General features: G+C 69.7%; 12 protein-coding genes and 5 pseudogenes. 9 read left to right on the top strand and 8 right to left on the bottom strand.

All coding sequences use genetic code 11. From position 1 onward, the window contains the following. Window positions 1–73: 73 nt before the first annotated feature. The 3 genes from AAFF41_RS43200 to AAFF41_RS43190 form a co-directional block, all read right to left on the bottom strand. A complete protein-coding gene (locus tag AAFF41_RS43200) occupies window positions 74–967 on the bottom strand; it encodes a multicopper oxidase family protein (protein ID WP_343325787.1) in 894 nt (297 codons plus the stop codon). A gap of 512 nt (window positions 968–1479) precedes the next feature. Next, window positions 1480–2238, bottom strand: coding sequence for a PIG-L family deacetylase (locus AAFF41_RS43195; protein WP_343325786.1), 759 nt, complete (start codon window positions 2236–2238; stop codon window positions 1480–1482). A 166-nt stretch (window positions 2239–2404) separates the two neighbouring features. After that, complete coding sequence (locus tag AAFF41_RS43190) at window positions 2405–3451, bottom strand: LacI family DNA-binding transcriptional regulator (RefSeq protein WP_319751195.1); 1047 nt, start codon at window positions 3449–3451, stop codon at window positions 2405–2407. 108 nt (window positions 3452–3559) lie between these two features. Here AAFF41_RS43190 and AAFF41_RS43185 point away from each other — a divergent pair, with 108 nt between their 5' ends. The 3 genes and pseudogenes from AAFF41_RS43185 to AAFF41_RS43175 all read left to right on the top strand — a co-directional run bounded on the left by AAFF41_RS43185 (window position 3560) and on the right by AAFF41_RS43175 (window position 7046). Continuing rightward, complete coding sequence (locus AAFF41_RS43185) at window positions 3560–4738, top strand: phytanoyl-CoA dioxygenase family protein (protein WP_319751165.1); 1179 nt, start codon at window positions 3560–3562, stop codon at window positions 4736–4738. A 287-nt stretch (window positions 4739–5025) separates the two neighbouring features. Next, a pseudogene (locus tag AAFF41_RS43180) lies at window positions 5026–6029 on the top strand (Gfo/Idh/MocA family protein). After that, a pseudogene (locus AAFF41_RS43175) lies at window positions 6029–7046 on the top strand (Gfo/Idh/MocA family protein). Before AAFF41_RS43180 ends, AAFF41_RS43175 begins: the two co-directional pseudogenes overlap by 1 nt. 183 nt (window positions 7047–7229) lie before the next feature. Here AAFF41_RS43175 and AAFF41_RS43170 read toward each other — a convergent pair. Next, window positions 7230–9059, bottom strand: coding sequence for a collagenase (locus AAFF41_RS43170; protein ID WP_343325785.1), 1830 nt, complete (start codon window positions 9057–9059; stop codon window positions 7230–7232). A 450-nt stretch (window positions 9060–9509) separates the two neighbouring features. On the opposite strand from AAFF41_RS43170, the gene AAFF41_RS43165 reads away from it, so the two are divergent. After that, window positions 9510–10943, top strand: a complete 1434-nt coding sequence (locus AAFF41_RS43165; RefSeq protein WP_343325784.1) for an aminopeptidase P family protein — start codon at window positions 9510–9512, stop codon at window positions 10941–10943. Window positions 10944–10981: 38 nt separating this feature from the next. Here the strand turns inward: AAFF41_RS43165 and AAFF41_RS43160 are convergent, their stop codons facing one another. Beyond that, on the bottom strand, window positions 10982–11941 hold the full coding sequence (locus AAFF41_RS43160) for a LysR family transcriptional regulator (protein WP_319751168.1): 960 nt from the start codon (window positions 11939–11941) through the stop codon (window positions 10982–10984). Between the two features lie 95 nt (window positions 11942–12036). Between AAFF41_RS43160 and AAFF41_RS43155 the strand changes: the two are divergent. Then, window positions 12037–12751: pseudogene (locus AAFF41_RS43155) on the top strand (transposase); the annotation flags it as partial. Here AAFF41_RS43155 and AAFF41_RS43150 read toward each other — a convergent pair. Continuing rightward, window positions 12670–12978: pseudogene (locus AAFF41_RS43150) on the bottom strand (DUF2848 family protein); the annotation flags it as partial. The pseudogenes AAFF41_RS43155 and AAFF41_RS43150 sit on opposite strands and share 82 nt — an antisense overlap. Before the next feature lie 326 nt (window positions 12979–13304). On the opposite strand from AAFF41_RS43150, the gene AAFF41_RS43145 reads away from it, so the two are divergent. The 4 genes and pseudogenes from AAFF41_RS43145 (at window position 13305) to AAFF41_RS43130 (ending at window position 18544) form a co-directional block, all read left to right on the top strand. After that, the gene (locus AAFF41_RS43145) at window positions 13305–13553 is read left to right on the top strand and encodes a hypothetical protein (protein ID WP_319751169.1); all 249 of its coding nucleotides are present in this window, start codon (window positions 13305–13307) and stop codon (window positions 13551–13553) included. Window positions 13554–13804: 251 nt separating this feature from the next. Continuing rightward, window positions 13805–14827, top strand: coding sequence for an LLM class flavin-dependent oxidoreductase (locus AAFF41_RS43140; RefSeq protein ID WP_319751170.1), 1023 nt, complete (start codon window positions 13805–13807; stop codon window positions 14825–14827). Between the two features lie 1002 nt (window positions 14828–15829). Further along, window positions 15830–16081, top strand: coding sequence for a hypothetical protein (locus AAFF41_RS43135; protein WP_319751172.1), 252 nt, complete (start codon window positions 15830–15832; stop codon window positions 16079–16081). A gap of 115 nt (window positions 16082–16196) precedes the next feature. After that, a pseudogene (locus AAFF41_RS43130) lies at window positions 16197–18544 on the top strand (GH92 family glycosyl hydrolase). A 173-nt stretch (window positions 18545–18717) separates the two neighbouring features. Here AAFF41_RS43130 and AAFF41_RS51910 read toward each other — a convergent pair. Together AAFF41_RS51910 and AAFF41_RS43125 are read right to left on the bottom strand one after the other, a co-directional pair. Further along, complete coding sequence (locus tag AAFF41_RS51910; RefSeq protein WP_388414351.1) at window positions 18718–19173, bottom strand: DoxX family protein; 456 nt, start codon at window positions 19171–19173, stop codon at window positions 18718–18720. Window positions 19174–19273: 100 nt separating this feature from the next. Next, complete coding sequence (locus AAFF41_RS43125) at window positions 19274–23455, bottom strand: hypothetical protein (protein WP_343325782.1); 4182 nt, start codon at window positions 23453–23455, stop codon at window positions 19274–19276. Window positions 23456–23717 lie beyond the last annotated feature (262 nt).

Genomic DNA, 23717 nt, shown 5'->3' with positions numbered 1-23717 from the left:
CCTGCTCGCGCACACGGGCGGTCCTTGGTCCGAGGGCCTGAGTGAGACGCGCGGTGGCTCAGGAGCGGGGCGCCTACTTGTCGATCTGGAGTACCGCCATCACCCCCTCGTCCTCGTGGTTGAGGATGTGACAGTGCAGGACCGTCTTGCCCGGATAGTCGAGGAACCGGATCCGGACGACCATGTTTCCGCGTGGAGGGACGTCGACGGTGTCCCGCAAGCCGTAGTTGACCTGCGGCTTGCCGTTGATGCTCATCACCTGGAAGTCGTTGGTGTGGATGTGGAACGAGTGGACCTCGTCGCTGTCGTTCTTGATCGTCCACTCCTGGACGGTGTGGAGCTTGGCCCGGAAGTCGATGCGGTTGTGGTCGAACTGCTTGTGGTTGATGTAGTAAAGCGTGCCCGCCTTGTGCTCCGTGAAGGTGACCGTCTTGCGTGCCGCGACGGGCTCCTTCGCCAGGTCGTCCACCGGGGCGAAGGCTCTGGGCAAGACCGCGGGTCGCATCGGTTCACCCCCGGACTGGACCGTGGCCAGTGTCGCCTCGGGGAACTGGTTGCCGGCCTTGCCGGAGTTGTACGGCAGGGTCCGCAGTTCCGACACGCCGGCCCTCGGACCCTGTACGAGCACGTCGTAGCGGGCACCGGCCGGGATGACCATGGCGTCGACGGAGTAGACCCTGTTCACCGGGCAGCCGTCCTGGGCGACGATGTGGAACTTGGTGCCCGGCAGCGTCACTTTGTAGGAGATGTTGGCTCCGATGTTCGCGAGGCGCCACAGCTGGGTTTCGCCGGGCCTGATCCGGATCCGTGGGTCGAGCTGCCCGTTGACGGTGCGTGTCGTGGGTGCACCGATCTTGAGATGCGCGGTCTTGATCTGGTCGCCCACGAGTTGGAAGTCCTTGAGCGCGACGGCGTGCTCGGTGATCCCGCGGAGCGGCGCGGGCAGATACCTGTCGAGGCCGTCCATAGCTTGTTCTCGAAGGAGATCTCCATCCGGTCCCCGGGCCGCAGACACAGCGTGGGCGGCATGTACATCCCGTTGTACGTCAGGGACCACAGATCGCGGCCTGCCAGGCGCACCTTCTTGCGTTCGACGACGATCCTGGTCCTGAGCAGTCCGTTCCTGCTCACGATCTGCGCGGGGTCGCGCAGATCCTGCGTTGCCCGCGCGGTGAGGGCCGGCGACGGGGACACGCTCGGCAGGGGACCCGTCGACAGCTTCGGACGGCCGAGTGCGCTCATCCCGGTATGCGGGGTACACCCCGCAGCCAGCGCGAGTGCGGCAAGTGCGGATCCGAGGACGGTCCGGGTGCGGCGGGCATGCGCGGACAAGCTGAACTCCCCCGCACGGCACATAGGCGAAGCGGACGGCCGTGAGCTGCCATCACGCATCGGTACATCAGGCTAAATCGGTCACGACCCCAGGGAACGGGGCAGGCATCACCTTGATGAGCGAGCCGGTTCCCCAGGGCCGCACGGTCAGGCGGTCAGCTCCGTCTGGGCCGGGGCCGCCGTAAGGGGGGCGTGGCGGATGTACCACTCGGTGGCGAACAATCGCACCCGTGCCTCAGGTGAAAGAGCGGCGATCACCCCCGGCAGAGCTCCCCGATCGACCTCGGAGCGATGCGCCAGTACGGCGGCGATCTTCCGCTCCATCCATGGCCCGACATCGACCGTCGCGGTGACCTGTTCGTCCGGAACGCTGTACACCGTCTTGCGCGCACCGATCGCGGCTCGCAGCGCCGACACGGCCGAGTGCGGGTGCGTGGCGAGGTAGAGGGCACGCGGCTGCCAGGGGGCACCGGCATCCGGGTAGAGCTGCCCAAGCCCTGCCGCTTGGGCAGCGAGCACGGTCACCCGATGGGTGTGGACGTGATCCGGGTGACCGGGCAGCCCGCCGTAGGCGTCATGGGTGACCATGATGTCCGGGCGGAATTCGCGGATGTGCGTCACCAACCGCCGCACCGTCTCGTCGAGCGGCGCCTCGCAGAGCCGCACACAGCCCGGAGCCGAGTGCGGTACACGCGCATCGGCGTAGCCGAGCATGCGCGGTTCGCCGGCGCCGAGGATCCGCAGGGCTTCGGCCAACTCCGCGGCCCGCCTGGTGTCCGCGGCCCAGGTCGCCGTGACAACCGCGGTGCGCGCGCCCGCGGCTGCGTGACGGGCGAGCACCCCGCCGGCCGACAGTGACTCGTCGTCCGGGTGCGCGAAGACCGCGAGCAGGCTCGGCACGGGCATGTGCGGACCACCTTCCGGCGCGAAGGAAGCCCGATCGTACGTCCCCCAGGGGACGCGCTGTTGACCCCCGGCTCGCCGGAGCGCGGGCGACTCCCGAGTCGCGCCGCGGGCGGCCTGGTTGAGGGCGCGTCGCGCAATCCGCGGGGCGGCGTCGAACCTGTCGGTTTCAGTCGGCGACCGGCACGGGCGGAGCACCCGGTGGCATGTTGAACGGCGTGACCACCTGGATGGCCGAGGGCAGCGACGGTCCGTCGTCGGGGAGTGCCTTGTGGGCGCGCATGATGATCTGGCAGGCGCGGCGCATGTCCTGGCGCAGGTCATGGTGGAGGACCGCGGACAGGCGACGCTCGCGCAGCAGCCGGGTGTTGTCGTGGTCGAGGTCGTGGGCGATGAACGCCTCGCACTCCCGCCCGAGCGCGTCGAAGGCGTCGAGGGTGGCGAGGTTGCCCCCGCCCGCGGAGTAGACGGCGATGATGTCCTCGTCCCGCTTCAGTGCCTCCAGGACGAGATCGTGCTGGGTGGCGTCCAGGCCGTCGCTGTCGGTGACCTCCACCAGGGATCGTCTGGGGTCGGCAAGGCGCATCGCGCTGCGGAAGCCCATCTCGCGTTCCTCCTCGCCCCGGAAGGAGCCCCGGCTGATGGTGGTGAGCACGTTGCCGGGCCGCTTGCCCAGCCACTGTCCAAGGAGGTAGGCGGCGGTGGCCCCGGCCGCGCGGTTGTCGATGCCGACGTACGCCAGGCGTGCGCTGTGGGGCAGATCGGTCACCAGGGTGACGACGGGGACGCCGGCCGCGACCAGCCGACCGACCGCGACCGCGATCTCCGGCTCGTCGGGGGCCTTGAGGATCACGCCCTGCGTACCACGCTTCGCGATCTTGTCCAGGGTGCCGATCAGTTCGGCGGGAGGGCAGGTCTCACGGAAATGGAAGCGCGACCGTACGAGAGCGGGATGCAGAGAGGGCAGTTCGGCTTCGAGTGCGTCCCGTACCGCGGTGGAGAACCGCTCCGGAGCCTGCATCACGATGTCGATCATGAAGGTGCGGCCACCGAGCCGGACCTGGCTCTGCTGGCGGTCCAGGTCCTTGATGGCTTCGTGCACCTCCCTGACGGTGCTCTGCGTCACGTTGCCCCGCTCGTTGAGGACGCGGTCGACCGTGGCCGTGCTCAGTCCGGCCTGCCGGGCGATTTCCCTGATCGGGTAGCGGTGTCGCATGACTGATTCCAAGAGCCGATGATGCACTTTTGATGTACCGACAAGCATTGAATGATGGGTTGAGGTTCTCAAGACTGGCAGAAACGCACGGACTGCGAAAGGACCCGGATGTCTCCCACAGCCGCAGGATCGCGGACTTGGCTGACCGAGGCGGACTGCGATCTCGACGCGTTCCGCTCGCTCGTGGAGCAGCGCACCGACCCCGCCGACCATCCCTCGGCCGAGCGGGTCGAACAGAACGTCCCGCTCTACGACAGCGATCGGCTCCGCTCTCTGGCGATCTCCCCGGAGGGCCGTCGGAGCGTGCAGGACGAGTTGGTCCGGGCGCTGTCGGACGGGCCCGGCATCGTGGTCCTCAAGGGTGCTTTCCCGGACGCGGCCGTGGTGGACGCGGCGTCCGAGGCCTTCCGCGCGCTGATCGAGGAGGAGCGCGCGAGCGGCACGGCCCGGGGCGACCACTTCGCCAAGCCCGGCGCGAACGACCGCGTCTGGAACGCCCTGGACAAGGTGGCCGTACGGGCGCCCGAGGTGTTCGCCGACTACTACGCCAACGACATCCTGGAGCTGATCGCCGAGGCCTGGCTCGGCCCCGCCTACCAGGTGACCTCACAGGTCAACGTGGTCAACCCCGGCGGCGCGGCACAGAACGTGCACCGCGACTACCACCTCGGTTTCCTCTCCCAGGAGCGCGCCGCGACCTACCCGGCGCACGTCCACCGGCTCTCGCCGGTGCTGACCCTGCAGGGCGCGGTGGCCCACTGCGACATGCCCGTCGAGTCCGGCCCGACCCTCTACCTGCCGCACTCGCAGAAATTCGAGCCCGGCTATCTCGCCTGGCGACTCCCGCGGTTCGTCCAGTACTTCGACGCCCACCACGTCCAACTCCCCCTGGAGAAGGGCGACGCGGTCTTCTTCAACCCGGCGCTCTTCCACGCCGCCGGGCACAACCGTTCGGCCGACATCAGGCGCATGGCCAATCTGTTGCAGATCTCCTCCGCCTTCGGCCGCGCCATGGAGTCGGTGGACCGCGAGGCGATGGCGAACGCGCTGTTCCCGGTGCTGCTGCGCCGTAAGTCCGAGGGCGTCTCGGAGGACTGGCTGCGCCGCGTGATCGCGGCCACCGCCGAGGGCTACCCCTTCCCCACCAACCTCGACCTCGACCCGCCGGTGGACGGTCTCGCCCCGCCCTCCCAGGCGGACACCGTCCGACAGGCCGTCGCCGAGGACTGGGACCCCGAGCGGCTGCGCCAGGACCTGCAGGCGGGCGCCAAGCGCCGCCAGAGCTGAGAGCGACACGGCACTCAGGGGATTTCTCGAGGACAGGGTAGTTCTCGGGAACGGCGGCAGTCAGAGCGTCGGCGCGGGCATCGTGCGGGCCGCCGCAGGGGAAGGCGCTCCCGTCGTCGGCGTCGGCTCCCACCACGCCCACGGCGGGCCGCCCCGCCCGGCGCCGTACTCCGCGGCCAAGGCCGCACTCGCCTGACGCGCGAACGCCGCCCCCGCCCACCACTGGGACCAGATCGTCTTCGACGGTCAGGACCTAGCCGCCCTCGGGCAGAAGGGGCACCCATCTCATGCGCATAGGAATCATGGGGCTGGGCCGCATCGGCTCCTTCCACGCGGAAACCCTCGCCGGGCTCTGGACCACGTGGACTCCCTGGTGGTCACCGACCCGATGGCCACGGCCGTCGCCACGGCCACCGAACGCTTCGGGGCCACCGCCACCGACTCTCCCGAGGCCCTGCTCTCCGCCGGCGTCGACGGCGTCGTGATCGCCGCCGCGACCGACGCGCACCCCGACCTCATCCTCGCCGCCGTGCGGGCGGGCATCCCCGTCTTCCGCGAGAAGCCCGTGGCCCGCGGGGTCGAGGACAGCCTGGAGGTGCTGCGTGCGGTGGAGGGCAGCGGCGTCGAGGTGCACATCGGCTACAACAGACGCTTCGACGCGGGCTTTGCGGCCGCGCGCCGGACCGTGCTGAGCGGTGAGCTCGGCGACCTGCACACCGTACGGTCCACCGCCCTCGACCCCGCCCCGCCGCCACCCGCCTACGTGGCCGTCTCCGGCGGCATCTTCCGCGACTGCGGCGTGCACGACTTCGACATCGTGCGCTGGGTGACCGGCCGCGAGGTCGTCGAGGTCTACGCGGCCGGTGGCAACCGCGGCGCGGAGTACATCCGTGAGGCGGGCGACGTCGACACGGCGTCCGCCCTGCTCACCCTGGACGACGGCACCATCGCCGTCATCTCCGACTCCCGCCACAACGCCCGCGGTCACGACGTGCGTCTGGAGCTGCACGGTATGAAGGACAGCATCGCGGTGGGCCTGGAGGACAGACTGCCGCCGCGCTCCGTCGAACCGGGCACCGCCTTCCCGCCCGGAACGCCGCACACCATCTTCATGGACCGGTTCGCCGACGCCTACCGCGCCGAACTCACCGCGTTCACCGAAGTCGTCGCCGGCACCCGTACCTCCCCCTGCACGGTCGCGGACGCCATCGAGGCGAGCTTGATCGCCGAGGCGTGCACCCTGTCCCTGCGTGAACACCGGCCCGTACGACTCGACGAGGTGCGTAAGTGATGACGGACGAACCCCTGCGGATCGGAGTCCTGGGCGCGGCCCGGATCGCCGAGCTGTCGGTCGTGGGACCGGCCCGGGCGACCGGCCACCGCCTGGTCGCGGTGGCCGCCCGCGACCGCGACCGGGCCGAGGCCTTCGCCGCCAGGCACGGCGTGGAGCGGGTGGGGACTCCTACGCCTCGCTCGTCACCGACCCGGAGATCGAGGTCGTCCACAACCCGTTGGCCAACAGTCTGCACGGGCCGTGGAACCTGGCCGCCGTCCAGGCCGGCAAGCACGTCCTCACCGAGAAGCCGTCCGCGAGCGACGCGGCGGAGGCGGCCGAGGTCCACGAGGCCGTCGCCAAGGCGGGCACGGTGTTCATGGAGGGCTTCCACTACCTGTTCCACCCGGTCACCCGGCGCCTGCACGAGCTGCTGGACAGCGGGGAGTTGGGCGACCTCCGGCGCGTCGAGACGACGGTCGCCATGCCCGCGCCACCTGACGACGACGTACGGTGGCAACTCCCATTGGCCGGCGGCGCGTTGATGGACCTCGGGTGCTACATCCTGCACGCCCGGCGCATGCTCGCACCGTGGGCAGGTGGGCGCCCCGGCTGGTCGCCGCGCGCGGCGGTGAGAAGGCTCGGGCGGCGGGAGTCGACGAGTGGCTGGACGCCGATCTGGAGTTCCCGGGCGGCGCCACGGGCAGCGCCCGCTGCCACATGGCCCACCACACCTGGCAGATGAGCTGCCGCCTCGTGGGATCGCGCGGCGAAGCCACGGCGGTGAACTTCGTACAGCCGCATCTGGACGACCGGGTCGTCGTCCGTACGGCCGTCGGTGAGCGCACCGAGGAACTCGGCCGCCGGTCCTCGTACACCTACCAACTCGAGGCCTTCGCCGCCCATCTGCGGCGCGGGACGCCGCTGACACTCGACGCCGCCGACGCGCTGACCACGATGCGGCTCATCGACGACTGCTACCGGGCGGCCGGGTTCCCGGTACGGCCACGTACGGTCCTGCCGACCACGGCATGACGAGGAGCGAACGGGGGAGGGCGGTACCGGTCCGGTACCGCCCTCCCCGTACCCTGTGCGGCCTACCGGTGGAAGGCGGGCCGCTCGATCAACTCGACCTCCACACGTCGCCGCCTTGGCAGGCCGCGGAGTGACAGGGAGAGGCAGGGGCAGGCGGCGGCTCGCTCAGCCGTCTGCGCTCGGTCAGCTGCCGCTCCCCCGGCAGGCGCCGGCCGCGCACGTGTCGAGCCAGTCGGCGAAGTCCGCGTCGTAACGGGTGCCGATGCCGGTGCTGTAGACCGCATAGGCTCCGGCGTAGTCGCCGGTGCGGAACTTGGTGAGCATGGCCTGCACGTCGTCCGGGTGGTTCTCCATCATGTAGCGGACGGCCAGGTAGCCCCATGGGTAGGTGCGGGTCAGGTCGGAGTTGGCGTACGTGCTCTGCCACAGGGTGCTCAGGGCGTAGGTGTGCTTCCCGGCATCGGAGAGCGCCTCAGTGTCGGGCACGCCCCGGTAGCTGTACGAGACGTACTCGGCGAAGCCCTCGATCCACCAGATGTCCGGGACCGTCTGGCCCGCGGAGAAGTCGCCGTACGTGTCGTAGCGGCCGTCGAGGTAGTGGGTGTACTCGTGGTTCAGGTTCCAGATGTCCGCCGGGAAGCCGTCGCCCACGCTCTTCACATAGGCGACGAAGCGGGCCTGGTTGTCGGGGTCGGCGGGGTTGCCCTCCAGGTATTCGCCGCCGTTGTCGGTGCTGTTGCCGAAGATCCAGCCTGAGTAGGTCCGGTACTCCCTGGGGCTCGCGAAGACGACGATCTGGATGTTGGTGTTGCGGTCGTCGGCGACCGGGCCGCTGTCCCTGACAATGCCGTGGAAGTAGGCGTCCTGTCCCTGCACGCTCTTGCAGGCCTCGGCGAGCGCCGAGTCGGTCAGGGACTGAGCAAGGAAAGTGTGCCCGTCATCGCACTTGTAGGTGAGGGGGAGTGCCGCCGCGGTGAGCTTGGACGTCAGGTCGCAGGTGTCGTAGTACGAGCATTGGGCCGCGTCGTACGCGGAAGTCATCTCGGCGGCGCCGACCCACAGCGGAGCGGTCGGGCCGGTGATCGAGGAGGCGCCGAGCAGGCCCTTCACCATCGGCCGCACCTTGTCGTCCAGCCCGGCCGTGTCGAGGAAGCGCGCCGTCTCGGTTCCGGCGTTGGAGGCCATGAAGTACCAGGTCCCGCTCAGCATCGACATGTGGTTCAGGGTGAACGAGTTCAGCGTGTCGATGATGCTCGGGTCGGCGGTGACCGCGCTGATGAACGCGGGGTTGAAGTGGCCGCGGAAGAGCGGGGTGAAGACGTCGTTGACGGCCGTGTCCATGCTCCAGTAGGCGTCGTAGGAGCTGTCGTAGGCGTTCAGCACTCGCTGGTACGTGTCCAGGTAGCGAGCCTGCTCGTTGGCGCTGTCCGTCAGGATGATGACGTCGCCCAGGACGTTGCCGTGTTCCGAACTGACGTCCATGAAGTGGGAGTTGGCGATGAACGTGTCCAGTCCGCATGCGATGGCCGCGGCCAGGGCCGGGCCGTAGTCGCCGACGTCGGCCGCGTCGTTGTACTGCACGTAGTAGCCGGCGCGCAGGAACAGCACGAGCTGCCACACGTGGGTGGAGTTGTCCCCGGGATACGTCTGCGACGCGTCCTGGAAGGCGCCTGCGACGGTCAGCATCTGCGCCTCGCGGAACACGTTGCGGGCGTCCGTGCCGGTGATGCCGAACAGCGTGTTGATGCAGTCGGTGGTCGAGTCCTGGATGTACGCGACCAGTTCGGATCCGGTGCGGGTGCCGAAGTCGGCCGGGGTGCACGACGCGGCTGTCGCGTGTTGCGTGGCTTGGGGAGGCCGCACGGCCTTCGAGGTCGAGGAGGTCTGCGACAACTGGGGGCTGAGCGGCCGGACATGGGCGGTGGCCAGTCGCCCGCTCTGGTCGTCTGCTTGGTCGGACGCAGCGGTGTTCGCGCCGAGCGGCGACAGCGCGGGCGGCTTGGGCTCGGTCACGGCGGTGGTCGTGGGAACAGCCGTTGCGACGGTCTTCGGTCCGGCTGTTGCGAGGGCCGGTACGGCAGGCAGGCCTGCTATCAGGGCGCTGACCGCCAGGCTGACGGCCAGGAATCTGAACGAGAATCTGGACGGACTTCCGGGACGGAATCCGGGCAGGGCAGGTCGACGACGCATCAATGCTCCTTCGTGAGTGGGGGTCGCTTCGAGCACGAGCGGCGAGCGTGGGGGGAACGTCCCACTCACAGTGGCCAGTGACAACGGACTGAGGGATACGACAATGGAGGGACGGGCCATAACATCCGTGCCCGCAGAGGCAGTTGACGATCCTTGCCCGCAGAGGCAGTTGACGGTCAGGGCGGGGCGCCGAGCAGGTCTCCGCCTCGTGTTATGCGTGCGGCTGAAAATCGGTATGGGGCGGGGCGGCCCCTTGCTCCCTACGATCCCGGTATGACGACGAAGAAGCCGCTCCACACGGGTTCGCACGACCTTCCGGTCTCCGCCGCGCTCGCCGAGTTCCTCATGGGGAACTGGGAGTCCTCGCCGCGAACCGATCCGCCCGCGCAGTCGATCGCACCGTGGGCGGCCAAGCGGCGCGACCGGCTGTCCGCGCGCTTCCCCGGCGAACGGCTCGTCGTTCCCTCAGGCGTCCTCAAGGTGCGCAGCAGCGACTGCGACTACCGGTTCCGGCCGCACACCGCGTTCTCGTACCTGACGGGTGGGACCGAGCCGGGCAGCGTCCTGATCCTCGAACCGACCGCCTCGGGTCACGAGGCGGTGCTGCACGTCCGCCCGCGATCCCCGCGCGACACCGGGGAGTTCTACCGCGACCGCCGCTACGGCGAGATCTGGGTCGGCCGCCGCGCCACCCTCGACGAGGCCTCCTCACTGCTCGGCGTGGCGACCCAGGGCCTCGACGACGTGCCCGCCCGGCTGAACGGCGCGCGACCGACCCGCTTGCTGCGCGGCGTCGACCCGGAGATCGACACGCTCGTCGACAGCACCGGCCGTGAGGAGGCCGACCTCGAATTCGCCTCGTTCCTGTCCGAGATGCGCCTGGTCAAGGACGAGTGGGAGGTCGAGCAGGTGCAGATCGCGGTGGACGCCACGACGGCCGGATTCACCGACGTCGTGCGCGCACTGCCCGAGGCCGTCCGCCATCCGCGCGGCGAACGCTGGGTCGAGGGCGTCTTCGGTCTGCGGGCCCGCCTCGAGGGCAACGGCCTCGGCTACGAGACAATCGCCGCCGCCGGAGCGCACGCGTGCGTACTGCACTGGATCGCCAACGACGGTCCGGTCCGTCCCGGTGACCTGCTGCTGCTCGACGCCGGCGTCGAGTCGGACACGCTCTACACGGCCGACATCACACGCACCCTTCCGGTGAGCGGCACCTTCACCGCCGCGCAGCGCGACCTCTACGACCTCGTGCTCGCCGCGCAGGACGCCGGTATCGCGGCGGTCCGGCCGGGCGCGCGCTTTCGTGACTTCCACCTCGCTGCGATGCGGGTCATCGCCGAGGGGCTGCACTCCTGGGGCCTGCTCCCGGTGACGCCGGACGAGGCCCTTGAGCCCGAGAGCGGTCTGTTCCGCCGCTACACGTGGTGCAGCAGCGGCCACATGCTGGGCATGGACGTCCACGACTGCGCCGCGGCCCGTGCCGAGCAGTACCTGGACGGCGTCCTGGAGGCGGGCCACGTCCTGACCGTCGAGCCGGGCCTGTATCTCCAGCCGGACGACCTGACGCTGCCGCCGGAGCTGCGCGGCGTCGGCGTGCGCGTCGAGGACGATCTGGTCGTCACGCAGGACGGCGCCCGCCTCATGTCGTCAGCGCTGCCGCGCACCGCGTCGGCGATCGAGACGTGGATGGGTGAGCTCCTGGCCTGACCCTGCGTCCCAAGGCGCGGGCGCCGCCGTAACTTGCCCTAGGAACGCGGCAGATGGAATGTCTGCGCCGCCCACGCCTGGAAGTGAGCCGACCGCGTGATGAGGTCGCGGTAGGACGCGTGCGCGGAGCTGAACAGTGTCTCCGTGATATCCTCCGTGACCTGGTCGCGGCGCCATGCGAGCAGATAGCGGGTCCACAGCGGTGTGCCGGTCAGCGGTTTGACGATCACGCCCTGGCTCGGCCGGGTCGTAGCCTGCACGATGGAGACGCCGAGTCCCTCGGCGATCATGTCCTGGAGCTGGAGCCGGTCACCGAGGTACTCATGGACGGCCGCGGGCGTGAACCCGGCTGCCGCGCAGGCCGCGTAGAACACGCCCGGCCAGCCGGCACCGTCGTCGGGGGTCAGGAACCAGGCCTCGTCGGCGAGTTCGGCGAGGGGGACCTCCATGCGGTGCTTGAGGCGGTGACCGGCGGGCAGGGCTACGAACGCGGGTTCGTTGACGATCTCGCGATGCGCCACGGCCGCGGAGTGCCGCAGCTCCATTCCGGGGTAGTCCGCGGCGATCGCGGCGTCCAGCTCGCCCTTCTCCAAGTGTTCGACTATCTCCGACGACGGATAGACGCTGCTCACCGTCAGCGTGAGATCAGGCCTCCGGCTGCGTATACGGACGACCATGCCGGACAGGACGGGCGAGTTGGTCGCCGCAAGGCGCAGGACCCGGGGCGCTTTGACGCCGTCCCCCGCCGGACGGCGCCTGATGGCATCCGCACGGGCCAGAATGTCGCGCGCCTGAGTCAGGACCTCGAGGCCGTACCGGGTCGGCTCGACTCCCGACGCGGTACGCACGAACAGGTCCGCACCGAAGAGCCGCTCGATCCGGCGCAGTTGGGTGCTCATCGCCGGCTGCGAGTACTTCAGGAGTGCCGCGGCCCGCCCCAGACTCCCGGCGTCGGCGATCGCACACAAGGTCCGTAGATGCCGAAGCTCCAGGTCCATCGTCCGGGCTCCTCGTCTCGACGCCCCTGCCGTCCGCGGTCATCGGGCGACTCTAGCGGTGGTTCATCACGGGGTCAGTAAGCGGAGGGTGGAGTGAATATGTCGTGGAGCACCTCGGAGACCGGGATGCGGCCCCGCTCGTGGGCGACACCGGCTCTCTGAAGAAGGGGGTCCGCTCGGCGAGGGTGCAGCGACCGTACTCGGGCACCGCGGGGCGCACGGGGAACTACCGGATCGGTGTCTTCCCCGCCCATGCGGCTCCCCGCGGGCGGACGTCGATCGACCGCGCCTGTATCTGCCCACCTGGTGGACGGACGACCGTGAACGGTGCCCGGGCTCCCGCGCCAGAAGTGGAAGCACCGCTCGTGCGGCGAGGGAGCCCACGGCTTGCGGATCTACGACTGGGCCCGGGTCGAGGTACGGCCCTTGCACGGGCCGGAACGCCGCACTGGGTGATCGCCCGCCGAAGCGTCAGCCGTCCGCAGGAGATCTCCTACCGCGTCGCCCACTGCCCCGCCGAGACCGCCCTGGACGAACTGATCCGTGTCGCGGGGCAGCGGATGGGCTGTTGAGGAACGCTTCCCGTCAGGCGCGTCAGCCGATGGGCTCCGGCATGGGCCGGACGTCGTAGGCGAGGCTGATGACGTCCCCGTCCGTCGGGTCGCCCAGTTCGACGCGACGTCCGGGCCGGCGTTCTTGCTCCACGCCACCCCGTGCACCTCCAGGTCGCGGTCGGTGTGGTCGCAGGCGGCGGTCAGCAGCAGTTCCCCGCCCTCCGCGACGACCAGCGCCCACTCGGCCTCGCCGGAGGTGCGGCCGTGCTGGACCGCGACACGTTCGGTCTGCTGGGCGAGGTACGGGGGGACAGGGTAGAGCGCCGGCGTCACGGACGGGCCCGGTACGCCCAGCTCGGCGAGCTCCGCGACGTGCGCGGCGACGTCGTGCTGGCTGCGCCCGGCGTACCCGGCGTTGAGGACCTGGACGAGATCGACCTCGCACGTCGATCCGTCGGGCAGTTCGAAGGTCAGCACGGCCATGAGGGCGGGGGACGCTCGGGCCCAGAGGATGTCGGCATCGGGCCCCCACACGAAACCGATGCCGGTCCCGGCCCGGATGATCTCGGCTGCGTCGATCACAGACGGCCTCCGTCGGTGAACTCGTCACGCCAGGGCACGATCCGGCCCTTGGCCTGTTCGGGGGGCGGGTGACCTGGGGAAATCTCACCCCCGGGCTCCCACAGTGTGCTCAGAGGAGCCCCGGCGCGGGCGCGATCCATGCCACCGTTGCCTGACGTGAGCCTCTGTACGGGCGGCGGGGTTCTTGCGCGGGCGCTTGAGTTCGCCCGCGACGTACCGCGTCCGCCATGATCGGCTACTCCCCTTCTCCGGCCGTCGGGTCCTACCGGCACTGGCGGGTCGCCGCGCTGCCCGCCCTTGCCGGCACCCCGCACACTCCACGCACCGCGGTCACCGAGACACTCCCCGCGCTGCACCCGCTCGAACTCGCCTGGGTCTGCCACCAGGACGACGTCCCCGACTGGCTGCAAACGGCCGCGGCCGCCCTCGCGCTGCCCCACCTGCTCGCCCAGTGCGGCACCCGGCCGGAACGCTGAACGCCCTCCGCAAGTCCCCCGACCACGGCCCCACTGACGAAGAGATCACCTTCGCGCAGCTCCTCGACGGCATTCAAGCCCCATCACCCGGCGTGAGTGTGCCGCGGAGGACCAGCTGATCAAGGGCAGTCTTGGTCTTCGATGTCCAGGCTGAGCAGAAGGGTGAGGGCCTCGTATGTGGGTTCGCCGTCCTCATTCGCACCCGGCCCATGCGGGGAATCAAACGCGGTCGCCGGACGCTTTGACCTGGAGTGAAGAAGATAGGTTTCCTCTCGTTCGGCCACTGGTCGCCGAGTGCCCACTCCAAGACCCGGTCCGCGGCCGACTTCCTGCTCCAGTCCATCGACCTGGCGGTCGCTGCGGAGGAGCTCGGCGTGGACGGCGCGTACTTCAGGGTGCACCACTTCGCGCGGCAGGCGGCCAGCCCGTTCCCACTGCTCGCGGCCATCGGTGCACGGACCTCGAAGATCGAGATCGGCACCGGCGTGATCGACATGCGCTATGAGAACCCGCTGTACATGGCCGAGGATGCCGGCGCTGCCGACCTCATCTCCGGCGGCCGGCTGCAACTCGGCATCAGCCGCGGATCACCGGAACAGGTGATAGACGGCTGGCGACACTTCGGTAACACCCCCGCGGAGGGCGAGACCGGCACGGACATGGCCCGCCGACACACCGAGACCTTCCTCAAGGTGCTCGATGGCGAGGGCTTCGCGAAGCCGAACCCGCGGCCGATGTTCCCCAACCCGCCGGGGCTGCTGCGCATCGAGCCGCACTCCGAGGGGCTGCGCGAGCGGATCTGGTGGGGCTCCGGCTCGAACGCGACCGCCGTCTGGGCCGCGAAGCTGGGGATGAACCTGCAGAGTTCCACACTGAAGGACGACGAGACGGGCGAGCCGTTGCACGTCCAGCAGCGCAAGCAGATCGAGGCGTACCGCGAGGCGTACAAGGAGGCAGGCCACACACGAGAACCGCGTGTATCGGTCAGCCGCAGCGTCTTCGCCCTGACCAACGACCTGGACCGGGCCTACTTCGGCCAGGACCGCAACTCGCGGGACCAGCTCGGCATGATCGACGACACGACCAGGGCGATCTTCGGACGCTCGTACGCCGCCGAGCCGGACGTACTGGTGAAGCAACTCCAGGAAGACGAGGCCGTCCAAGCCGCGGACACCCTGTTGCTGACCATCCCGAACCAGCTCGGCGTCGACTACAACGCCCATGTACTGGAGAGCATCCTCACCCACGTGGCACCGGAGCTCGGCTGGCGCTGAGTGTTCCACCGCCCTGCGTGGGAGGCGACTCGGCACCGTGGTGGTCGGGCTCACGGCTGGGCCGAGCCCCGGGCCCGGACTCGGCCCTGGTCGGGCACACCGACCGTCCGGACGGCAGTCGCGGTGCCGGCTTCACGGCAACACCGGATCCAGCACGCCCGGTTACGGGCTGCCGCACATGAAGCCCGACTGGCCGAAGTCTCTTGCCTGCTCTCCCGTCAGTGCGCATTGCTCAGCGAACGGAAGGTGCTCTGTGGTGGGCGGAGGCCTCTGATCGCCCCGCGTACCTACGGCAGCCGCGCGCGCCCTCGCCCGGGTGCCGGACTTCCGAACGACGTCGCGCCGACACACGGGTCCCTTTCGCGTATCCGGAAGGCCGTGGGGCCGGTGGTGCGTTCCTGGCCGCTGATGAAGGCCGGCTGGACGTCGAAAACACCGGCCACACGCACACCGCCGCCACGGCTGCCGAAGTGTGGGACAGGGAGCCCGCCCGGCGCCGAGACCGCGGCGACTGGGAGGAAAAGGCGGAAGCCCAGCTTCACTGCCCCCGTCAGGTGAACTGGCGCTGCGGGGTGTGGCGGCCGGGCCGATGGACACCTATGCGCATCTGTCCGACACGGACGGCGTGTGGCAGGTGCGGGTGTACTGCGCGGGCCGCCGTGAGGTGGCACATACCCGTTCAGCACCACGAAGGAAGGGGCCAAGAACGCGAACGGCAGCTACTCGGCCCGGGCCCTGGACAGCACGGACCACCATAGGGCGGGATCACGGCTCGCCACCTGGTACAACGACGACCGCATCCTCGACGGCGACGCCTTCTGTGTGCAGGTGAAGTAGCCCCCGCACGAGCGGGGCGGGCCACCCACGGCCCCGCCCCGCTCGGCGCCTCACGGCGACAGCTGGATCACGAAGCGTTCGAAGAACCGGTAGGCGTCCAGTTCCTCCCGCGCGTCCTCTTCCCGTGGGCCCGCCCAGACACGCACCCGATAGGGTCCGGGCGAGGTGACATCGACAACGACCCGGTGGTCCTGGCCCAGGTGTACACCCTGCGGTGTCGTCCCGGTCCACCGCCGGCGCCCCGACGGCGCGGCCCCCTCCCCCGAACAGGCCGACCCCGCCCACCTCGCCTCCTCTGGCCTTGGCGGGAAGCCCCAGGGTCCGCTCGCGTTCGTCCTGCTCGGCACCCCCGAGGTGTGCCGACGCGCAGGCGACCGGCTCGCGACATCGGTCGCGGAGGACTGCGGGCTCGCGTGATCCGCTGAACTGCCGCCCCGCCCGCAGCACTTGACGATTGCGTGTACACGACGAAGAATGATCGCGCTCCACGCTTTGACAACGTTGTCCAGGCTTTGAGGAGGCGCTCCCGCCCATGGGATGGACTCAACGGCTACGCGATGCGGGGATGGTGGTGGCGACCACCCTGCTCCTCGGCGGCTCCCTCGCGGTTCCAGCGGCCCGGGCGGCCGTCCCGCCGAGCGCCCCGCTCACCGATCTGGTCAACCCGTTCATCGGAACGGAGAACGAAGGCAACACCTACCCCGGCGCCGCCGTGCCCTTCGGCATGGTGCAGTTCTCGCCGGACACCGGCCACAACACCGGCTACGACTACTCCCAGAATCACATCCGTGGCTTCTCCCTCGTCCATCTCTCGGGCGTCGGCTGCGGCTTGGGCGGCGACCTGCCCGTGCTGCCGACCACGGGTGACGTCACCGAGACGGACTACGCCAAGTACGAGGCGGAGTTCAGCCACGACAGCGAGCGGGCGAGCCCCGGCTCGTACCGGGTCGACCTGAAGACCGGCATCAAGGCCGAGCTGACCGCGACCGCCCGGACCGGGGTGCAGCGCTACACCTTCCCGGCCACCGACAAGGCCAACGTCCTGCTCAACGCGGGGCAGTCGCTGCACAGGACGATCTCCACCAAGGTCGAGGTCCTCGACAACCGCACGGTGCGGACCGCCATCACCGGCAGCGGCTTCTGCCAGGACACCAAGCCGTACACCGTCTACACGGTCACCCGCTTCGACCGCCCGTTCACCACTTCGGGCACCTGGAACGGCGATGCCGTCACCGAGGGTTCCAAGGAATCCGTCAGCGCGGGACGCAACGGCGCCTTCGTCCGCTTCGACACGACCAAGGACCGGACGGTCGAAGCGACCACCGCGCTCTCGTACGTGGACGCCCGCGGCGCCGCCCTCAACCTCCGCTCCGAGGGAGGCCGTTCGTTCGACGCCGTCCGGAGCCAGGCGCACCGCACGTGGGAGGACCGGCTCGACGACGTACGCGCCCAGGGCGGTGGTGACACCCTGCGCCGCACGTTCTACTCATCGCTCTACCGGTCCTTCCTCGCGCCCAACATCGGCAGCGACGCCGACGGTCGCTACACCGGCTGGGACCAGCGGGTCCACCGCGCACAGGGCTTCACCTACTACCAGAACTGGTCACTGTGGGACACCTACCGCACCCAGTCGCAGCTCCTCTCCCTGCTCGCGCCCCGTGAGGCCAGGGACATGGCGATCTCCGTCATCAAGATCGACGAAGACAGCGGCTGGCTGCCCAAGTGGGGCTACGGCACGGTCGAGACCAACATCATGACCGGCGACCCGGTCACCCCGTTCCTGACCAACGCCTACCAGCAGGGCCTGCTCAAGGGATACGAGGAACGGGCCTACCGCGCCCTGAAGAAGAATGCCGACGAAGTGCCGCCCGCCGATTCGCCCGCGGTGGGCCGCGAAGCCAACAAGGAGTACATCGCGAACGGCTTCGCGCCTTACATCAAGGACCGGCCGCACGCGAAGCCCGGCGACTCGGACTACGACCACGGAGCCTCCGCGACCCTGGAGTACGCCCTGTCGGACGCCATGCTCGGCGCGATGGCACGGGATCTGGGCCACGACGCGGACGCCGCACGCTATGCCGCACGATCCCAGAACTACCGGAAGATCTACGACGGTTCGACCGGCTTCTTCCGCGCGAGGGATGCCTCCGGCGCCTTCACCGGACCGGCGGACCCGGCCCTGAGTGAGGGTTTCCACGAGGGCACGTCCTGGCAGTACCAGTGGCTCGTGCCGCAGGACCTGCCGGGCATGGTCGACCTGATCGGTGGCAAGCGGACGGCCAACGACCGGCTCGACTCGTTCTTCGCGTACCAGCAGCTTCTGAAGGACCCGGCGAAGACCGCACGAGAGGTGTGGGTCAACGGCCCGTACGACTACTACAACGCGGACAAGTACAACCCGCAGAACGAACCCGACCTGATCGCGCCGTACACGTATCTGTCGACCGGTCAGCCGTGGAAGACGACCGATGTGGTGCACGCCGCGCTGACCTTGTTCACGGACGCGCCGACCGGCATGACCGGCAACGACGACCTCGGCACGATGTCCGCCTGGAACGTGCTCTCGTCCATCGGGATCTTCCCGGTGCAGCCCGGCTACGACACCTGGGGCCTGTCGACGCCCGTCTTCGAGCGGGTCGATCTGACGCTCGACCGGCGCTACTACCCGCGCGGCGCCCTGACCATCACGGCCACCGGCACCTCCGACCGTGCCCGGTACATCCAGTCGGCGAGGGTCGACGGTTCCTCATACGGCCGTACGTATCTGACGACCGAGTCGCTCCGAGGCCTGCGGGCGCTCTCCTTCACCGTCGGCGCCGAACCGTCCGACTGGGGACGTCCGCCGACGCCGCCCCACCCGCCCTGGGACCTACACGGTGAGGCGGTCGCTGGGCCGTGCGTCGAACGGCGTCCGTGGGTCGGAGGGTTCCGGGCGGGTTGCGGGAAATCGCGCAGCTGTTGATCCCCCGGCCGAAGGTCCGACCGCGGCACTTCGACACACACCACACCCCTGATGTGACGTGACGCGGTCGCGGTGGTCGTCCATGCGCTGGTCAACGGATGCGTAGGGCGGGCACCGCGGCCGTCACTCGACGACCTCCGCCGCCTCGGACCGGGAGAATGCCGGCAGCAGGCCGGGCTGTGGCTTTCACACCCGCCGCCGGGCAAGGGAGGGCAGTGGGGGGAACTGCTCGGCAGGAAAAGCCGGGTGGTGATGTGCCGGCCGCTGCTGATCTTCGCCATGCCGAGAGGGCGAGCGTGAGGGCAGCAGCGACGGCGACGGCGGTCAGCGGCGGGTGCCATCGCGTTGCCCCGGGTCTGGGGTTGGCGTAGTCCCCGGCCTTTGCGTGGAAGCGCACGGCTCCGATGAGCAGGAGTCCGAATCCCACGGCGGCGGCGATGCCGACGGGCTGCCAGAAGAGGCCTTTGAGCAGTCCTGCGGCCGCACCGAGTTCGGCCAGTCCGATGAACCGGACGAGGGGTGCACTCCGTCGTCCCGGCGATTGCAGTTGGGCAGGGACGCTGCCCTTCAGCCAAGGGAGAGCTGACGCCGCGGGTCCGCTGACGCCGTGGCGCCCGCGGACCCGGGTGGTGGAGCAGCGAATCGGATCAGTAGGAGAACTGCTGGATCTGGCTGCCGTCGGCCGCGTACGTCCAGCCGGTCCGTGTTGCCGGGTCGAGCTGGATGGCGCGCTCGTGATGGCTCGGGAGCCGGCCGTTGTAGGCGCCTGCAGGGAGGTACTCGACGCCGGTCACGGTGCCCATCGTCTCGCCCGTCTTCAGGTCGACGACGGCGATCCGGCCGGTGGCGTTGTTGTCGCCGAAGCCGTACTGCTGAAAGCCGCCCGTCGGCTTCAGGTCCGGGTACCGGAAGGCGAACAGCCCCAGTTGGTGCACGCCGTCGATGGCGAGCGCTTCAGCCGCTTGGTTCGTACCGAGATTCACCGGGTCCCCGCTGGGCAACTGCGCGTAGTACCCGGTGCCGGCGAAGTTGACGCTGGCTGAGTGGTACCACGTTTCGTAGAGGTTGCCGTTCTGGTCGGAGGCGAGGTTCCCGGCGCAAGGGACTCCTGCGGCGCTGTGGGTGACCGTTGCGCTGTCCAGGTCGACCGTGGCTATGGTGCCGGACCCGGTCGAGGCCAAGCAGTTGATGGTGCTTCCGGTCTTCTGCGCGGAGAAGACGCCGGTCGATTCGTCCACGTCCAGCAGGCCGTACGTGGCAAAGCCGTCCGGGGTGGGCTCGAGCGCGAACGGCGTCCCTTGAGCGCCCGTCGCCGTGTTCACAGGCAGCGCGAAGCCCGCACGGTCGCTTGAACGGGAGGCGAGCACCACTGCACGGTGGCGCTTGGCGTCTACCCGCCCGCCGATCACGACGTACTGGTCGTCGACGCGGACGGGGCTGCCGACCGCGTCGCCGGTGCTCGTGTCGTAGGTCTCGAGCCACTGCTCGCCGGTGGTCGTCTGCTGGTGCAGGACCAGCGTGTGGTGGGCGGAATCGACGCCGAACACCTCGTAGACGGAGCCGTACGCGGGGTCGCTCGTCACCTTCCGCCCATAGGTTCCGGTGGCGGCGTTGTAGTCGTACACCGAGCCTTCACCGGTGGGGCTTTCGACCGCCGCGACGGACGTGCCGCCGGGGACGATCGCGAAGTTGGTCAGGTTGGTGCCGTCGGGGGCCAGTCCGTCGTCGTATCCCAGCAGGGACGTCGGCGAAGCCTGGCCGACTGTCTCGCCGTGCCGGTCGACGGCGAACACCCGCAGGTCGTAGGCGATCGATGAGGGAAGCTTGAGCGCGAGGGCGTCAAGTGCCGCCGTGCCCCGCGTACCCTTCAGCGAGCGGTCGAGCGTGGCCGGGCTGTCCACTCCGTTGTGGTCGCGGGTGGTGCCGTTCTGGTTGCTGACCAGGTTGTACGAGTTGTACAAGTTCGGCCCGGGCGCGGAGAACTCCAGCAGTGTGCCGGTGGCGCCCTTGACCCCTGATACGTCGTAGTGCACTGCGAACTGCGGTGCGGCCCGGTTGATCTCCAACAGGTGACCGAACTCTCCGGACGTCTTCGCGGCCAGGGTCGGCGCTGCCGGGCGTTGCGAGGGGTCACCGCCGTCGACCCGGATCGAGGCGAACTCGCCGTACAGCGGACCACCCTTGCGGTTGCCTGTGGGGTTCTGGAGGACACCGATCCCGTAGATGCCGCCGCCGGCGGAGAAGGCGCCGGCCGGGACGGTGACCGTGCCGTGAAGGCCCGTCAGCGGGGCGGTGTAGGAGGCGGAGAAGATGGGCGCCGACGCGGGGTTCCAGTGGCCGACTCCCGACACGACCAACTGGGGCGAGCCAAGGTTCCGCACTCCGGTGAGGTCGTAGCTCACCTGAACGGAGTGTCCCGCCTTGACGACGGGCTGGACCACCGGGGCGAGCGACTCGACGTAGCCGCCGTCGGTGGGGCCGAAGGTCAGCTCGTGGGCGGCTGAGGCCAGCACCTGGTGGCCGTGGCGCACCTCGAAGGTGAGCGAGACCTGACGGTCCGTCGCGGAGACGACCGGCAGTCCGGCCGCGATCAGCATCTGCCTGGGGGTCAGCCGGATCGCCGGCACATCGGAGGTGAACTCGTGATGCCCGATGCGCAGCGCGTAGCTGACGCCTTCCTGGTCGGGCAGGCCGGTCACGTCTGCGCCGATGGTCACCGGTCCCACCAGGCCCTCCCCGGTGGCACTGGAGCCCGCGCCCGGTCCGGCCAGGTCGATGCGTCCGGGGTCGGTGGCCTCCAGGTACGAGCTCCCGAGTCCGCCCGTGGTCTGGCGATGCGCCACGGAGAGCCGGACGATGCGGGGCGCGCCTGTGGGGGCGTGGCTGCCGTGCGCCTTGGCCAGGACCGCTTGCAGCGCGGCGGTGACGTCGAGTTGCGGGCCGACGTGGAGCGGCTGGTCGATCTGCGGCGGCGTGGGCACGGCCCGGCCGGTGCGCTCCAGCAGCGAACGGACGTCATCGGGCGACGGGTGCTGCCCGGTCAGCCGGGAGGCCTGCAGCACGACCGCGGCAGCGGCCGCGATCTCGGGCGCCGACGCCGAAGTGCCTCCGTTGAGGACCTCCGACACCGACTGCGCGGTCCGACCCTGGTGCTCGAAGGCGGGAATGCCGTCACTGGGCGCCGAGACGTCCACGCGCGTGCCGAATCCTGAGGAGAAGACCCCGGAACCGTTGAGTCTGGTGGTCGCCCAGGTCCCGTGGGCCGACGCGGCTCCGCCGTTCTGCGGCGGCACGGACAGCGTGTCGTCGGTCGTGGTACCACCCGCGGTGATCGCACCGGAGTCCAGCACCTTGCTGGGCGTGGTCGACAGCTGGTCGTCGTCGATCCGGGTGGTGTCGGCGGCCTTGCGGGTCACGTTGGTCGCGGTGCTGCCGCCGTCGGGCCCGACGGCCGCGTTGGTGTACAGCCTGGTCCCGTCGTTCGACGAGACCACCATGGTGATGCCGTAATGCTGCACGATCGACGCGATCACGGCCTGCTGCACCGGGTCGTCCTCCAGGTAGCGGCCGGGGAGCCCCGCAGCGTCGGTGCCGTAACCGAGGCTGGCGGTGATCACGGCGGGTCGCGGCTGCTGCCGGGCCGCGGCCAGCAGCGCCACCGCGATCTGGCTGAACGTCGGCTGTTGCGGGACGACGAGCCGGTAGTCGGCACCCGGGGCGATGCCCAGGAGATCGGAGGACCCACTGCCCTGCATGCCCGGGCGCTGCAGTTCGTGCGGAAGCGGCGCCATCACCGAGAAGTCCAGAAGGACCTCACCCAGCGCGGGGTCCTGCCCCTGGGCCGAGCCCGTCGGGTCGAGTGCGCCGGTCGCGTCCGCGGTGTAGGTGGGTATCAAGGGCATCGTGGGGATGTCCAGGTACCGCTGGCCGTTCTGGACGACGGTCGTCGGCCCCGCTGCGCCCAGGTTCGGCGTCGATGTGTCGGTGAGGTCGCCGATCGAGACGTTGGTGATGGTCTCACCGGTGCCGGGCAGCTGGTCGAACTTCTGCTTCAGCAAGCTGTAGGCGCCCGTCGCGTTGACCCCGCCGGCGTTGAGGAAGCTCTGCAGCGAGGTGCCGAGAGCCGCGTTGCCGGGCACACCGTCGGAGCCGGTCGCTGCGCTGTTGTGCCCATTCGCCGGCGAGCCCGCCTTCCCCGCCGTGGCGCTCACCGAGGAGGTCAGCGGCACGGCGCCGGTGTTCATGGGGGAGACGGTCTGGTCGGGCTCGGCGTAGACGACACCGGGCGTGGCGGCCAGCACCCGGGCAGCCGCTGAGGCGTCGCCGCCGGCGAGCTGGACGACCTGGACCTTGGACAGGTCGATCGCCCCCGGGCCCAGCTTCGGCTGGGCGGCTGAGCGCAACTGCTGGGCCTCGGTGGCCGCGAGACCCGGCATCAGGGGCCGCATGGAAACCGCGTGGGCCCGCTGAAGCGCATTGTTGACCGCGGTGTCCGAGGTCAGCGGGGTACGGACCTGCAGATTGCGCCGCTTGCCCAGCGACTTGCCCGTCACCTGGGTGGCCGAGCCGAGCACCACAAGGATCTGGTGAGGCCTGTTCTTCGCCGACTGTGCGGGCGTGGGCTTCAGGAACGAGCGCCACGGACCGAGCGCTGAAGATCCGGGTGCGGAGGGCGGCGCAGCCCCCGCGGACGTACCTTTCGCGCCGGAATCGGCCGTCGGGGTCCGTGCTCCGGCGGCCGCCGCGTACGGCACGGGTGTGCCGAGCAGAACGGCCGCGCTGGCTATGGTGGCGACACCGCGAGCGATCGCTCTTCTCCGCCGTTTCATGGGCACTCCACTTCTCACAAAAGAACTCAGGAGGAAGCACAGAGAAGGCGCCACCCCCGGACAGCGCCCACGCTTTGGGGAATCTGTCAACCTGGCGAAGCCGGCACAAGATCGCGAAGGCGGCGGACTTACGCCAACTGGCAAGAAGTCGCCACCGAAACGGCTTGATCGCGCGGCATTCAACGTGCTGTGCAAGACGGCCGAAGCAGAGTGTTGCTGCGACGCGCCTGCAGCCTGCCGCGGTAAGTGGCCCGAGAGTTGG

The sequence above is a fragment of the Streptomyces mirabilis genome (assembly GCF_039503195.1).
Classification (GTDB): domain Bacteria; phylum Actinomycetota; class Actinomycetes; order Streptomycetales; family Streptomycetaceae; genus Streptomyces; species Streptomyces mirabilis_D.
This window is presented reverse-complemented; position numbering and strand designations above follow the sequence as displayed.

What these genes read in the sequence shown, in the direction of transcription:
- AAFF41_RS43200 (WP_343325787.1), bottom strand. Translation starts at nt 967, where the DNA reads ATGGACGGCCTCGACAGGTATCTGCCCGCGCCGCTCCGCGGGATCACC.
- AAFF41_RS43195 (WP_343325786.1), bottom strand. Translation starts at nt 2,238, where the DNA reads ATGCCCGTGCCGAGCCTGCTCGCGGTCTTCGCGCACCCGGACGACGAG.
- AAFF41_RS43190 (WP_319751195.1), bottom strand. Translation starts at nt 3,451, where the DNA reads ATGCGACACCGCTACCCGATCAGGGAAATCGCCCGGCAGGCCGGACTG.
- AAFF41_RS43185 (WP_319751165.1), top strand. Translation starts at nt 3,560, where the DNA reads ATGTCTCCCACAGCCGCAGGATCGCGGACTTGGCTGACCGAGGCGGAC.
- AAFF41_RS43165 (WP_343325784.1), top strand. Translation starts at nt 9,510, where the DNA reads ATGACGACGAAGAAGCCGCTCCACACGGGTTCGCACGACCTTCCGGTC.
- AAFF41_RS43160 (WP_319751168.1), bottom strand. Translation starts at nt 11,941, where the DNA reads ATGGACCTGGAGCTTCGGCATCTACGGACCTTGTGTGCGATCGCCGAC.
- AAFF41_RS43145 (WP_319751169.1), top strand. Translation starts at nt 13,305, where the DNA reads ATGATCGGCTACTCCCCTTCTCCGGCCGTCGGGTCCTACCGGCACTGG.
- AAFF41_RS43125 (WP_343325782.1), bottom strand. Translation starts at nt 23,455, where the DNA reads ATGAAACGGCGGAGAAGAGCGATCGCTCGCGGTGTCGCCACCATAGCC.